The organism is Croceicoccus gelatinilyticus (genome assembly GCF_018398395.1).
Taxonomy (GTDB): Bacteria; Pseudomonadota; Alphaproteobacteria; order Sphingomonadales; family Sphingomonadaceae; genus Croceicoccus; species Croceicoccus gelatinilyticus.
In genome coordinates, this window is sequence record NZ_JAHCBF010000002.1 from 329,577 (window position 1) to 343,847 (window position 14,271).

Sequence of the window (14,271 nt, forward strand, 5' to 3'; positions counted from 1 at the left end):
GAGACTGACGTGCGCAAACATAACCGCAAGGGCGGTCTCCTGATCGCCGCATCACTCGCCTTCGCGCTTCCCCTCGCCGCCTGTTCGGGCAGCGAGGAAGCAGCGACCGGCGAAACCGTGAGCAACGATACGCTTGCCAGCCAGCTGGCCAGTGCGGATTCGCTGTCGACTGCCAGCAGCGCGCTGAACGACAGCGGACTGGGCCAGATATTCGATGGAACGGCAAACTACACGCTACTCGCCCCCGATGACGCCGCGTTCGAAGCGGCCTCGTCGCTCGAACTCGACGATCCGGCGAACCGCGCGCTTCTGGCAGAAGTGCTGCGTGATCACATCCTGCCGGGCGCGATGTCGGGCAACGATATCGGCAAGGCCATCGACGATACTGGCGGCCCGGTCGAAATGACGACCATGGGCGATACGACTGTCACCTTTACGAAGGCCGAGGACGGCACGATCACCGTGTCGTCGTCGGACGGAAGCGAAGCCCATTTCGCAGGCGATGCCGTGATGACCAGCAACGGATCTGCCATTCCGATCGACACGATCCTTCGCAAGATCTGACCTTCAGAACTTAGCGACGTTTGGCGCCGGTCCCTTCGGGGCCGGCGTTTTTCGTTGCAGTCTAGTAGTCCTTGGAAATCTCCGCCTCGACCCCGTTGCCGCCGATCGAGGAGACCGTGGCCAGCAGCGAGAGCCATGCGGTCACACGGTATTCCAGCTCGGTCGCGCTATACCCCTGCCCGTCAGTGACAAGCTCGACGTAGAGATCGCGGCCAAGATATTCGCCCACCGCCACGCTGGTCCCGCGTCCCAGCGCTTCATCAGCGCCGACCACGCGCAGGCGGTCCAGCCCGATGGCGCTGCGCAGCTTGTTGATCGGATCCAGCCCGCCAGTGCCATCACCCTGAAGCGAGGCCAGCGCCGCGCCCAACTGCAAGGCTTCGGGCGCGGAGATGTTGGAGATGGAATCGCCGAACAGCAGGCGCGAAAGGACCTCTTCCTCGGGCAGCGCCGGGATGGAGCTGAACGCGATCTGCGGTGCCAGCGCAGTGCCGGTGATCGAGATCGTGGCGTTGATATCCTCGATATCGGCCTGTGCCACCACGTCGAGGCGCGGAGCAGGCGGACTTTCGCCGGAGAACCGGATGCGCCCGCGGGTCAGTTCGAAACGCTTGCCTGCAAATTCATAACCGCCTCGCACAAGGTTCGCTTCACCCAGGATGCGCGGCTCGTCCGTCGTGCCGCGAAGCTGGACATCGGCAGACCATTCGCTGTCGAGGCCCATGCCCGTCACGACGAAGCGATTGTTGGCGTTCACGTCGATGAGGTAGCGCCACGGCGCGGATGCGGGGGCACGCTGCTCACGATCGGGCGGCGTGTTGATCTCACGCTTGGCGACATTGGGCAGCGTCGCTTCGGCAGAAGCATTGTTGAGCGTCCAGCTACCGCTGATCACATCGAGACGCCCGGCGACGGTCCCGCGATTGTTGTTCGCCACGATGCGCAGCGGGCCGGTGACGGTTGCCGCCATATCGTCGCGGTTGAGCAGTCGCGCTTCACGTGCAGCGACGCGGATGTCCATGCCAACGCCATTGGTCGCGATGTCGGACATGTCGATCGAACCGCTGCCCGAAACGGAACCGCCGTTCGACGCCGTGCCAGCGAAGCGTGAGAGGCGCAGGACAGAACCATCAAAGCTGCCGCGTGCCGAAATGCCGGTGACATCGGTACCCGTCAGCGTTGATTGCAGGCGCATGTCCTCTGCCTTCAAGGTGCCGCGCACGACCGGATTGTCGAGCGTGCCGGTCACGTCGCCGGCGACCTCGATCGAGCCGGTTAGGTCGAAAACCTCGATCGCGGCGAGACGCCAGAGCGAATCCGCCGGCCCGTCATACCGCATCTGCCCGAACAGGCGTCCAGCCCGCAAACGGTCGACCAGGCCGCCACTGGACGGAAGGCCAGCGATGCGCGCCTGCAACCTGCCGCTGCTGTTGCCGTCCTCCTTGAAGAGCGCTCGGGTCTGGAGGTCCGTCGCGCTGAGGTTGGCGGCCATCAGGATATCGATGGGGCGTGAGGTCAGTACGAGACCCGAACGCGTCAGGTCATCGAATTTCAACCGCGCATTGCCGGTCGCCAGTCGGCCCGGCGCATCGTCGAATTCGACCACACCTGAAACCGTGCCACCAAGGCCGAGATCAGGCACGAACAGGTCCGCGATTTCCAGCGGCATGTCGGCGACCTTCACGGTCATCGCGGTCGCATCGCCGAATTGCCCCTCGGCAAGGATATCGCCGCCTGCAAAGCTCAACTGCGTACGCTCAAGCGCCCAGCCGCCGTCCACCTTGGTCAGCACCGCGCGGCGCGGCATCCTGATGCGTTCGCCCGCATAGCGTCCGCGCGCACCGACAGATATCCGTTCGGGCGAGACATCACCCACCACGCGAAGGTTGAACCGCTGCGTGCGGCGACCGGCAAGGCGGGCGTTGAAGCTGCCCACGCCGTCGCGCATTTCGCCCTCTGCCGCGAACCGGCCGATAAACAGATTGCCGCGTGAAATCCCCTGGGCGTTCACGCCTGCTTCGATCGTCGTGGCATCGCCGATCGTGCCGTTGGCAACAAGATGCGCCGCCCGCACCGTGATGGCCGGCTCACCCTCAAAACGGGCATTGCGCAGGATGACATCCGCGTTCACGCCCTGCCCTTCGGCATTGGGTGCAAGGCTGATCGTCCCTTCGACACCGCCCCCGTTCATGGCGAGATCACCCGTCGCGCCGCCCTCGCCCAGAACCAGCGATCCGGTCACGTCGGTATCGGTGACGGTGAGGCGATCGATGTCGATCCGCGTCGGGCCGTCGGCGGGCATGACCACGAAGGCAACGCCGTCGAACGGGCCCAACATCGACTGGCCTTCGGTGTCGATCTCGAATCCGTCGTCGGTGGGGTCGATGGCAACGCGCACATCCCGCAGGCCTGCGGCAGGCACGGGTTCTGCAAAGACGAGCACTGCGTGCGGCCCTTCCCCGTCGATGGTGCTGTCGACCGTGAACGCGCCGTAGCTTGCCTGCTCGCCGCTGCCGGTCAGCGTTACGGTACCGTCGACCGCGCGGCGGCCGGACACGTTGAGCTTCAGGTTCTGCGAGGACACCCTTGCCGAGCGGACGAGCACCGGCGCGTTGCCCGCAGCGCTGACATCGGCACGCACCGCGATGGCGGGACCAGCGAGATTGGCGAGCGTGGCGTTCGAAACATTGGTCAGTTTGCCGTCGAGGTCGGCAGTGACAGACCAGCCTTGCGGCCCGCCGATCACGGTGCGCAGATCGGCCAGCATGTTGGCGCGGCCCATGCCCTCAAGCTCTACGCCCTGCATCGCGACCGGCCCAGCGAGCGTATAGCGACCCGCGTTCGTATTGCCGAGCAGCGTCACCTTCGCATCGACGCCCGGCGCGTCGAAGACGATCTCGTCCGCAGCGACGCGGCCGTCAGCATAAGTGATCGTGCCCACCAGCGAGGCACCTTCAAGCCGCGGATCCAGCAGTTCCACGCCTGTCGCGATGCGGTCTGCACGCGCATTCAGCGGCAGGGTAAGCGTCTTGCCATCCCATTTCGCATCGCCACTGGCCAGAAGCCCCGCGACTTGCGTGTCGCCCGCCGCGATGCGCGTCGAACGGACGCGATACCCAATGTTCAGGTCGTCGAAATCGCCGTCGAGATCGAGAAACGCGCGCAGCCCTTCGGTCCGCATGCCCAGCAGCATCGGGTCCTTTACGCGCGCCTGTATCGCCATCTGGTCGAACAGGTTGTCGGCAAGGTCGACAGAGCCGTCGGCCTGCGCCCAGCCGCCCTGCCCGACCAGCATTGCCTTGCCGTCGAAAACACTGGCCTCGAACTTCGTCGCCAACCGGACCGACAGCTTCTCACCCACGGCGCGGGCCGGGATGCCCGTCAGGAAGCCATCAGGTACGATCTGGCCGAGCGCAGTATAAACGTCGCCCTGCTTGCCCAGCCCCAAGGCCGCGAAGGTATCGCCGCCCTGACGAATGTGCAGCTTGCCATCCCAGTCGGTCAACTCGCCATCGCCGAAGATGATTGCGTCGACATCTTCCTCTGCGCCCACGAGACCTGCCAGAAAACCGCCAGCCGGTGCGTTGTAGTGGGCAAGGAGGTCGAGCTTGTTCTTCTTCTCAGACGCGTCGAGGCGCAGGAAGATATTGTCCTCTTCACCAAGTTCGGTGATCAGGTTGAGCTTGGCCCGCCCGCTGGCAATGTCGGCGCTGGCCTTGAGGTTCACATAGCGGCCAATGCCCGCCACGGCTTCATCGACATAGAGCCGATCCAGTTCCAGCCGGTCGACGCGGATCGGGAAATCGGGCAGCAACGGCGCGTCGGGATCGCCGGGATTAAGCTCTGGCAAACGGCTGAGCGTTCCGCGCCGCGCGACCAGCTTGCGCACGTCGAGCCCGCTGGTGAACCATTCGAGCGGGCGCCAGTCGAGCTCGACCTCGGGCACGGACAGGAACTCGCCCTCCAGGTCGTAGAACCGCACGTCATGCAATGTCGCTTCCGACAGGACCGAACCCTCGATCCGCCCGACCTTGATGCGAAGCCCCGAAGCCGGCGCATATGACGCAAGGCTGTTCGTAATGAAGCGGTGGCCGATCGAACTGTCGAGCAGCAGTGCCCCTGCGCCCAGCAACAGGACGAGGCCGAGAAGCCCGGCGGCAATGCGCCTGCGCCAGTACTTGCCCCAGTCGCGCTTGGGCTTGGCGGGTGCAGCCTCGCGCTCTGGCGTATGCTCGGGCGCGGTCATGTCGGTTTCTTCCGCCATCAGAACGCCTGACCCAGCGCAACATAGACCGCGATGCGACTGTCACCCGGACGCCGGTTGATCGGCGTGGCCAGATCGACACGCAGCGGGCCGAAATTGGTGTGATAGCGAATGCCGATACCCGCACCGAACTGCAGATCGCGCAGGCGCGGCGTTGTCGTCGTATCAACCGCACCGGCATCGACGAAGGGTACGACGGACAGCGCGCCATCCATGAAGCCGGTGCGCACGCGGGCCTCCATCGAAAGCTCCGTCAGCGAACGACCGCCGGTCGGATCGCCGAGGTCGTCCTTGGGCCCGATATCCTGATAACCGTAGCCGCGGACCGACCCGCCACCACCGGCATAGAGCCTGCGCGAAGGGGCGATATTGTCGAGCGCCGTGCCCTGGATCGTGCCGACCTTGGCGCGGGCGGCAAGGACGATCGAATCGCTGACCGGCTGGTAATAGCGACCCTCGAGATAGCTACGCCCGTAGAACGATTGCGTCCCGTTGTTGCGCGAGATTTCCGGCGAAGCCCATGCTTCGAGGCGGAAGCCGTTCGTCGGATCGAGCAGGTCGTCGCTTTCGTCCCACAACACGCGGGCAGGCGCTGCGGCGACGAAGTAAGTTTCGCGCGGGCCGACCTGCCCGTCGAGCGTACCTTCGCGTTCCTGCGTCGCGACAAGTTCGAGGCCGATCGAGTAGGACAGTTCCTTCTGGAAGATCAGCGTCGAAAGCCGTTCGTATTTGGCAATCGCGGACACCGTGCGGGCTTCGTATGCGTCGCGGTCGATCGTGTTGGCGAACACGTCGAGCGAGATGACCTTGTCGCGCCCGTGCCAGTTGTTGCGGCGCACCGTCGCGCCCAGCAGCTGTTCCTGCGTACCGGCGATGGCGCGGACGCGCAGCATGCCTTCCGGCGGGAAGAAGTTGCGATGCTCCCAACTCGCCTCGGCGCGGAAGCCGTCGGTGCTGGCATAGCCCAAGGACCCTGCGATCGTGCGCAGCGGGCCCTCGGTCATGTCGACGTCAAGCTCCACGACACCGGGTTCGCCGTTGGCGGGGGCCTGAACCTCGCGCGGTTCGATGGAAAGCGTGGACACAAGGCCGGTTGCAAGGATCGCGCGGCGCAGATCCTCGACATCGCTTTCCTTGTAGAGATCGCCCGCATCGAACCGCGAGATCTCGCCAAGGTGCTTGCCCGACAGGAACTTGGGCAACGTGCTGACGACAGAGCCGAAGACATACTTGCCGCCCGGCGTCACCGGCAGGGCAAGGTCGCCCTCGTCCCGCGCGTGATCGACCGTCAGTTCCGGCGCGCCGACTTCGGCGAAGGCATAGCCGTTCTCGCCCAGCGCCACGTCAAGGTCGATGCGTTCGAAGACGATCGTGTCCTCGTTCACATAGTCGCCCGTCTCGATCTCGAAGGCAGAGCGCAGCAGCTCGTAATCGGCGCCGACGTTGGCAAGTTCGCCAAGATCGATCGCACCGAACTTGTAGCGCGGGCCCGGATCGATGTTGAAGATGAATGTTGCGTCGCTGGCGCGGATCGTGCCGTTCTCGCCGCTGCCCTCGCCCTCACGCGGGGTCTGCACGCGCTGGGTCACGTCCCCGTCGTAATAGCCATAGACCGACAAGAGCGTCCGGAGCAGTTCGGTATCGGCCTTCGCGCGGTTCGCGAGTTGGGCGAGATTGTCGTCCTTGTCGGCCAGCAGGCGTATGTCCGACAGGTCCCTGAAGCGCTGCTCGAACTCTTCGATATTCTCGAACTCGGCGAAGCTGGCGGGATACCGCAGCGTGATGCGCTTCGATATCTCGTTGCTGACCCGTTCGGCCTCTTCCTCACTCTCCTCGCCGGCCATTTCGGGAAGGGCGATATCGGCGGCAGGGCGCGGCGCGCGGCGGGACAACGCCTCGGCCAGTTCGGGATCTTCTTCCAGCGGCTCTATCGCCACGTCGAAATCGTCGTCGGGCCAGGCGAGGGTGAACTCACCCTCGCCGTCCAGCGGCGTGTCGGGATCGGGGCCGCTGTCCTCCGGCGTCTGCGCAGCCTCGGTTTCCATCGCCCATGCTTCGGGGTCGGCAACCGCCGCGTCGGGGATCAGGTCCTCAAGCTCCGCATCGGCGGACTGCGCAAAGGCGGGCTGGATCGACAGCGAGGACAGCACAAGCGCCATCGCGCCGCCGACAAGGGCGGTCCGCGATGCGCGCGTGATGAAAAGCTCAGTCCTGCGGAACGGCGTCGGAATTTTTAAGCGACCGCTGATCGACGATACCGTCCTTCGACAGTCCTTCGCCCTCGCGGCTTTCGCCGGGGCTGGCAAAGACGCCGGCGATAAGGGAGCTTTGCCTGTCGGCGTCGAAACGCTCCCACCCGTCCGCGCCGAGCCGTTCGAGCGGCCGGAAACGGATCTTGTACTGCATCCGGGACGATCCCTCGATCCAGTATCCGAGATAGACGTAGGCGAGCCCTGCCGCGGCAGAGCGCCTGATGTGGTCGAGGATGATGTAGTTTCCAAGCCCTGACCGGTTCTCGTGCTGCGGGTCGTAGAACGAATAGATCATTGAAAGACCATCGTTCTGTCGGTCCGTCAAGCACGCTCCGACGAGCCGCCCCGGCGTATCGCCATCGGACGGTTCGCGATATTCGACGATGTAGCTGGTGACGGGCGTCTGCTCGACCATGTCGGCATAGTCCATCTCGTCCATCGCGGACATGCCGCCGCCCGGGTGACGGGACGCCAGGTACTTCTGCAAAAGCTCGTACTGTTCGACCGTGGACCACGGCCTACAGGCGGTGGCAACAAGGTCCGAATTGGCCTTCAGCGTGCGGGCCTGCGACTTCGATGCCTTGAACTCGCTCGCCACGACGCGCACCGAGACACAGGCGTTACAGCCCGCGCACGACGGGCGGTAGGCGACGGTCTGGCTGCGACGGAAACCGATTCGGCCAAGGGCATCGTTGAGCGCGTCCGCATCGGGGCCGCCAAGCTCGGTAAAGACCTTCCGTTCCTGCCTGCCCGCAAGGTACGGACACGGCGCGGGCGCGGTCACGTAAAAGCGGGGGAAACGAACCGGGGCGGTCACGAAGCTACCTTGTTACCTCTTGTTCTTCGGGAGGGAGGGGCCGACCCGGGGCACTGGGCCGGCCATCCTGCCGCTTGCGCCGGTGGGCGAACCAGGAAAGCCGCCGCCGAACGCGTGCCATCCTTATGCCTCACAAGGCGAAAGTGTTAAAGACCATTAACCACGATGGGGCCAATTGACACAAAACGGGCCAACCCGTCCGGCGGTCAACTCGCCCCGTCGCAGCCTATACGCGTTTACCCTCAGGCGAGTTCCGCCTCGCGGACGGTATAGCCCTGGCTGGTCAGCGACGCGATCAGCGCATCGATCTGCGCCCGGTCGCGTGCCTCGCACTCGATGTCGGTGATCAGGCCCTTGGCCGGCAACGTCGTGAAGATGCGCTGGTGATAGATCTCGATGATGTTGACGTTGTGCTGGTCGAAGGCGTGCATCACCTTGAACAGCGCGCCGGGTCGATCCTGAAGCGTGATCTGCAGCCTTGCGAGGCGGCCCGAACGCGCCAGATCGCGCAGCAACACATTGGCCAGCAGGCGCGTGTCGATGTTGCCGCCGCACAGGACGAGGCCGATCTTGCGCCCGGCAAAACGTTCGCGGTGGCTGAGCACGGCGGCAAGCCCTGCCGCGCCCGCACCCTCGACCACCGTCTTCTCGATCTGCAGCAGCAGCGAGACCGCGTTTTCAAGCGCGCCTTCGTCCACCAGCAGTATGTCGTCGACCAGTTCCTTGATGACCTGCGACGTGATCTCGCCGGGTGCCTTAACGGCAATACCCTCGGCCAGCGTGTCACCGCCGCACGGCAGGTCGCCGCCCTTGATGCGCGCGAACATCGACGGGTAGAGCTTTGCCTGCACGCCGATGATCTCGATGTCAGGATTGATCGATTTCGCGATCGTCGAAATGCCCGAGATCAACCCGCCGCCGCCGATCGGCACGACCAGCGTGTCGAGTTCGGGCACATCGTCCAGCATTTCGAGGCCCACGGTCCCCTGCCCCGCCGCGACGACCGGATCGTCGAAGGGATGCACGAATGTGAGGCCCAGTTCCTTTTCCAGCTTGCGGGCGTGGGCATAGGCTTCGTCGAAAGTCTCGCCCTCCAGCACGACCTTGCCGCCCACGCTCTCGGTCTGCATGACCTTCACCGTCGGCGTCGTGCGCGGCATGACGATCGTGACCGGCACGCCAAGGCGGGTGCCGTGATAGCTCAGCCCCTGCGAGTGGTTGCCTGCCGATGCCGCGATCACGCCCTTGGCACGCTGTTCGTCGTTCAGTTGCAGCAGTGCATTGAGCGCGCCGCGTTCCTTGTAGGCGGCGGTGAACTGCTGGTTTTCGAATTTCAGCCAGATGTCCGCGCCGGTAATCTTGGACAGCGTCTGCGAATAGAGAATGGGCGTGCGCACGACCTGGCCGGCAATGTTCGTCGCCGCCTGCCGCACGTCATCCGCATTGAAGGGCAGGCCCGTCTGGGCCGCCACGGTCGTCGCTGAGCTGTCCTGTGTCATATGATGCGGCCCCTATCGGATATGGCGCGCGATGGAAATGCCGTTTAAGCCCTGCGCCATGACTGGTCGCACCGTGAAATTCCGCCATCTCGTTCTCACCACTGCCGCTCTTGCCGCGATTGCCGCGCCCGCGGCCCGTGCCGATACGCTGGTCGACAATGTCGATGGCATCCGCGTCGATGCCGACGGATCGGTCGAGCGATTCGGCGCGATGCTGATCGATGACGACGGACGGGTGGAGAAACTTTACCGCCGCGGTGCGAAGCTGCCCAAGGACCCTGACTACCACGTCGACGGCGAAGGCCGCGTCCTGCTGCCCAGCTTCATCGACGGGCACGTCCACGTCTCGCGCGTGGGGTTCAACGCCATCGGGCTCGACCTGTCGGACGCAAATACCATGGTAGAGGCGCTGAACCGCATCGCCGACTATGCCCGCCGCAATCCGAACAAGCCGTGGATCGTCGGGCGCGGCTGGAACGAGGTCCGCTGGGGCCTTGGCCGCCTGCCCACTGCCGCCGAACTCGATGCCGCCGTGCCCGACCGCCCGGTCTGGCTGGTCCGCGCCGACGAACATGCAGGCTGGGCCAATACCGCCGCGATGGAACGGGCGGGTATCACGGCCGCGACAAAGGCCCCCGACGGCGGCCGCATAGAACGCGGTGCCGGCGATAAGCCCAGCGGCATTTTCGTCGATTCCGCGCGGCAACTGGTGGAGGCAAAGCTGCCTGCCCCGCTGCCGGAGGAACGCGACATCGCTTTCCTTCAGGCGCAGGACGTCTTCCTGAAGCGCGGGATCACCGCCGTAGCCGACATGGGTACGACCCTGCTCGACTGGCAGTCGATGCGGCGGCAGGCTGATATCGGCCGGATGCAGCTGCGCGTCGTGTCCTACGCCCACGGGGTCGAGGACATGGTGACGATTGCAGGCCCCGGCCCGACGCCGTGGCTCTATGGCGACCGCCTGAAGCTGACGGGCCTCAAGCTCTATCTCGACGGCGCGCTGGGTTCGCGCGGGGCGTGGCTCTCTGCGCCTTATGCCGATGCGCCGGACGACACCGGCCTGCAGATGCTTTCAGGCACGCAGCTGCGCAACCTGATGAGCCGCGCGGCGATGGACGATTTCCAGGTCGCCGTTCACGCGATTGGCGATGCCGCCAATGCCGAAGTGCTCGACGCGGTGCAGGAGATGAAGGACAACTACCCCGGCGACCGGCGCTGGCGGATCGAACATGCGCAGATCGTGCAGCCTTCGGACCTGCCGCGCTTCGGCAGCCTCGGCGTCGTCGCCTCGATGCAGCCGCATCACCAGGTATCCGACCGCGTTATGGCAGAGGCGCGGCTATCGCCCGACCGGCTGGCAGGGGCCTATGCCTGGCGCTCAATCCTTGCGGGCGGAGCGCGGCTATCGTTCGGGTCTGATGCGCCGGTCGAGGCTCCCGACGTGTTCGAAGGGCTGGCCGATGCCATCACGCGGCAGGACGCGAATGGCGAACCGTTCGGCGGGTGGCAGCCGCAGGAAGCGATCAGCCGCGAACAGGCGCTGGCCGCCTATACCGCGGGCGCGGCCTACGCGATGGGCGCGGATGGCAAGTTCGGCACGCTGGCCGTGGGCGAATGGGCCGACTTTGTCTTCGTGACGGTGGACCCGCTGCTGGCCGCTCCGGCGCAGCTTCGCGAAGGGCGCGTGCTGTCAACGTGGATCGCGGGACGCAAGGTGTGGTCGGTGCAGGGCAACGTCGCGGCTCCTGCCTCGGAACGCTAGGCGTCCTCGACCACAGCGGGGACCTGCGGGCCCTCGTTCTTCTTCTTCCGGTCGCTGAACCACATCAGGATCAGCGATCCCTCGAACAGCAGGATCAGCGGCGCTGCCAGCATCAGCTGCGAGACGATGTCGGGCGGCGTGATGATCGCGGCAACGGCGAAGATCGCGACGATCAGGTAACGCCGCGCCTTTTTCATCTGCTCACGGCTGACGATGCCGGCGCGGTTAAGCAGCAACAGCAGGACGGGAAGCTGGAAGCTGATCCCGAAAGCGAGAATGAACTGCATGACGAGGCCGAGGTATTCGCCCATCGCCGGCAGCGCTTCCTGCTGCAGACCGCCGGTCATGCCCTGGAAGCCGAGAAACCATTTGAACGCGGTCGGCATCACGATGAAATAGGCCAGCGAAGCGCCCGCGATGAACAGGATCGGCGAGGCGAACAGGAAGGGCAGGAAAGCCTTCTTCTCTTTCGCGTAGAGACCCGGCGCGACGAATGCCCAAAGCTGGTTCGCGATGATCGGGAACGACAGGAAGAACGCCGCAAAAATCGCGACCTTGATCTCCACGAAAAACGCTTCGTAAAGCTTGGTATAGACCAGCCGCCCCTGCCCTTCGGGAAAGGCCATCGTCAGCGGACGGACGAGGTAGCCGAAAATCCTGTCGGCCAGCGGCAGGCAAACCGCAAAGCAGACGATCAACGCGATCACCGCGCGGAACAGCCGCGTGCGCAGCTCGATCAGGTGCTCGAGAAGCGGCGCTTCGGTTTCGTCGAGATCGGAAATCTTGAATGCCACCGGTTCAGTCCTTCGCCCGGTCGGCCATGTCTTCAAACAAGGGCAGCGTCCCGCGAACGGGCGCGGGTTTTTCTTCCGGCGCCTCGTCCTTCACCAGCGGCTTTGCCTCCGTTTCGGGCTCCACCGTCGCTTCCGCCTTTTCCGGTGCAGGCGCAGGCGCAGGCTCAGCATTGGCGTCGGGCTTGTCCGCGATCGGTTCCATTTCCGCAGAGGCGTGCGCCGTCAACTTGCCGGTCTCGGCGCTGGCGTCGGGGTGCTTCTTCATGATCTCCGCGTTGCGGCGATCCCACTCCTTCTGCATGTCCTCCATCTCGGCCTCGCGCACCATTGCGTCGAGCCCTGCGCGGAAATGGCCGGAGACCTTGCGCAGCTTGCCGATCCAGCGCCCCGCGGTGCGCAGGGCCATGGGCATGTCTTTCGGGCCGATGACGAGGACCGCCACGACGATGATGAGCAGGAGTTCGGTGGCGCCGATATCGAACATGGGCGGTCAGGTCCGGTGCGGCGCGATTGCGCGCCGCGAAGAGGCGATCAGGCCTTCTTCTCGCTTTCCGAAGGCGCGGCGGCCTTGGTCTCGGTAGCGGCAGGGGCGGCGTCGGCGGACTGTTCAAGGCGCAGGTCCTTGGCCATGTCCTTGCCGCTTTCGTCGTTCATGCCCTGCTTGAAGCTCTTGATGCCCTTGCCGAAGTCACCCATCATTTCCGAAATCCGGCCGCGCCCGAAAAGCACGAGGATAACGAGGGCAATGATGATCAGCTGCCAGGGGCCAACGTTCACTTGGGATTCTCCTTGAAGGTCAGCCCCTCTCTAGGCGCTTTCGTCGCCCATATCCAGTGACCCCGCGTCGTCGTTTGTCGCTTCTTGCGTAGTTTCTTCGCCCGAATCCGCGCTTTGGATAGCGTTTTCTGCAGCGCGCAGGTCAAGCTCGCGCTCCATCGCATCCTCGACCGGCTCCAGCAGGCCCGCTGCGCGCAGTTCGGCAAGACCGGGCAGGTCCCGGCGACTCGCCAACCCGAAATGCGTGAGGAAATCGGCCGTGGTCGCGTAGATCACCGGCCTTCCGGGCACTTCGCGGCGGCCTGCGGCACGAACCCAGCCCGCTTCCATCAATACGTCGAGCGTGCCCTTGGCGGTCTGCACGCCGCGAATCGATTCGATCTCGGCGCGGCTGACGGGTTCGTGATAGGCGATGATGGCAAGACACTCGGTCGCCGCGCGTGACAGGCGGCGCACTTCCTCGCGCTCGCGCCGCAGCAGGTTCGCCATGTCCGCAGCGGTCTGGAAATGCCAGAGCTTGCCCCGCTTCACGAGATTGACACCGCGTCCATCGTAATGATCGGCCAGATCGGCCAGCGCATCGCGCACATCCGCGCCGCCGAGATGCTCCGAAATCTCGTCGCGGGTCATCGGCTTTTCGGCTGCGAACAGCACGGCTTCGACCGCGCGGGTCAGGTCGTCGGGCGCGCTCATTTCCCCTCACCCCGCTTCATCGAACGCAAGCGCAGCGGGCCGAACGTCTCTTCCTGCGCCAGTTCCGCCTTGCCCTGTTTCGCCAGTTCGAGCGCGGCGACAAAGCTTGAGGCGAGCGCCGATTTCTTCAGCTTCGGATCGGCATGGGGCGGCAGGAACTGCTTCAGCTCCATCCAGTCGATCGCGACGCCGAGCATGGACGATACGCGGGACAGCGCGCTTTCCAGCGTCATGACCATGCGTTCGCGCACCATGTGAACGACAGGCGCGGTTCGGGCCTTTACCTGTCCGTAGGCCTGGACAAGATCGAACCACTCGCACTCCCAAGCCCGCTTCTTCAGGACGCGCAGTCCTTCCGGCTCGCCGCGCACGAATACGTCTCGGCCCAGCCTGTCCCGCGCCATCAGCCGCGCCGCAGCCTCGCGCATTGCGGCCAGCCGCTGGAGGCGCAGTTGCAGCCGCAGGGCCAGTTCCTCGGGGCTGGGGTCTTCCTGCTCTTCCTTGGGCAGGAGCAGCGCGGATTTCAGGTAGGCCAGCCACGCCGCCATCACGAGATAGTCTGCGGCCAGCTCCAGCTTCATCTCGCCCGCGCGGTCGATGAATTCGAGATACTGGTCGACCAGTTCGAGGATCGAGATCCGGCGCAAGTCGACCTTCTGCCGCCGCGCAAGATCGAGCAGGATGTCGAGCGGGCCTTCGTATCCGTCGATGTCGATATAGAGCTTGGCCGGATCGTCCCGCGCATCGTCGACGCGGGCTTCCCACGCCTCTTCGTCAAGCGGCAGGGTCGCGGGCGGGAGGGGCTGCGTGCCCCATGGCGCACCGTCGTCCCCGCCCCCCTCCATCATG

11 protein-coding genes are annotated in these 14,271 nt (G+C 65.0%); 2 read left to right on the forward strand and 9 right to left on the reverse strand.

Annotated features, from left to right (window positions below; genetic code table 11):
* Positions 1-9: 9 nt before the first annotated feature.
* Positions 10-564, forward strand: a complete 555-nt coding sequence (locus tag KIH45_RS05425) for a fasciclin domain-containing protein (protein WP_213174989.1) — start codon at positions 10-12, stop codon at positions 562-564.
* 61 nt (positions 565-625) lie between these two features.
* Here KIH45_RS05425 and KIH45_RS05430 read toward each other — a convergent pair whose 3' ends face one another.
* The 4 genes from KIH45_RS05430 to KIH45_RS05445 all read right to left on the reverse strand — a co-directional run bounded on the left by KIH45_RS05430 (position 626) and on the right by KIH45_RS05445 (position 9,396).
* Complete coding sequence (locus KIH45_RS05430) at positions 626-4,828, reverse strand: translocation/assembly module TamB domain-containing protein (protein ID WP_213174990.1); 4,203 nt, start codon at positions 4,826-4,828, stop codon at positions 626-628.
* Positions 4,828-6,987, reverse strand: a complete 2,160-nt coding sequence (locus KIH45_RS05435; RefSeq protein WP_213174991.1) for an autotransporter assembly complex protein TamA — start codon at positions 6,985-6,987, stop codon at positions 4,828-4,830. Before KIH45_RS05435 ends, KIH45_RS05430 begins: the two co-directional genes overlap by 1 nt.
* A 46-nt stretch (positions 6,988-7,033) precedes the next feature.
* Entirely contained in the window at positions 7,034-7,897 is an 864-nt protein-coding gene (locus KIH45_RS05440) for an arginyltransferase (RefSeq protein WP_213174992.1), read from the reverse strand.
* 242 nt (positions 7,898-8,139) lie between these two features.
* Positions 8,140-9,396 (reverse strand): threonine ammonia-lyase, encoded by a 1,257-nt coding sequence (locus KIH45_RS05445; protein WP_213174993.1) that lies wholly within the window; start codon positions 9,394-9,396, stop codon positions 8,140-8,142.
* A gap of 58 nt (positions 9,397-9,454) precedes the next feature.
* Between KIH45_RS05445 and KIH45_RS05450 the strand changes: the two genes are divergently transcribed.
* Positions 9,455-11,158 carry an amidohydrolase gene (locus tag KIH45_RS05450; RefSeq protein WP_213174994.1) on the forward strand — a complete coding sequence of 568 codons (1,704 nt, stop codon included), beginning with the start codon at positions 9,455-9,457 and terminating at the stop codon, positions 11,156-11,158.
* Here the strand turns inward: KIH45_RS05450 and tatC are convergent.
* The 5 genes from tatC to KIH45_RS05475 are packed head-to-tail and all read right to left on the reverse strand — an operon-like array spanning position 11,155 to position 14,267.
* Positions 11,155-11,952: a twin-arginine translocase subunit TatC gene (tatC, locus tag KIH45_RS05455; protein ID WP_213174995.1), complete on the reverse strand. Its 798-nt coding sequence runs from the start codon at positions 11,950-11,952 to the stop codon at positions 11,155-11,157. The two genes, KIH45_RS05450 and tatC, sit on opposite strands and share 4 nt — an antisense overlap.
* 4 nt (positions 11,953-11,956) lie before the next feature.
* Positions 11,957-12,436 carry a Sec-independent protein translocase protein TatB gene (tatB, locus tag KIH45_RS05460; protein ID WP_213174996.1) on the reverse strand — a complete coding sequence of 160 codons (480 nt, stop codon included), beginning with the start codon at positions 12,434-12,436 and terminating at the stop codon, positions 11,957-11,959.
* A 47-nt stretch (positions 12,437-12,483) separates the two neighbouring features.
* The gene (tatA, locus tag KIH45_RS05465) at positions 12,484-12,729 is read right to left on the reverse strand and encodes a twin-arginine translocase TatA/TatE family subunit (protein ID WP_213174997.1); all 246 of its coding nucleotides are present in this window, start codon (positions 12,727-12,729) and stop codon (positions 12,484-12,486) included.
* Positions 12,730-12,759: 30 nt separating this feature from the next.
* Positions 12,760-13,422, reverse strand: a complete 663-nt coding sequence (gene scpB / locus KIH45_RS05470) for an SMC-Scp complex subunit ScpB (protein ID WP_213174998.1) — start codon at positions 13,420-13,422, stop codon at positions 12,760-12,762.
* Positions 13,419-14,267 (reverse strand): segregation and condensation protein A, encoded by an 849-nt coding sequence (locus KIH45_RS05475; RefSeq protein ID WP_213175368.1) that lies wholly within the window; start codon positions 14,265-14,267, stop codon positions 13,419-13,421. Before KIH45_RS05475 ends, scpB begins: the two co-directional genes overlap by 4 nt.
* Positions 14,268-14,271: the final 4 nt, after the last annotated feature.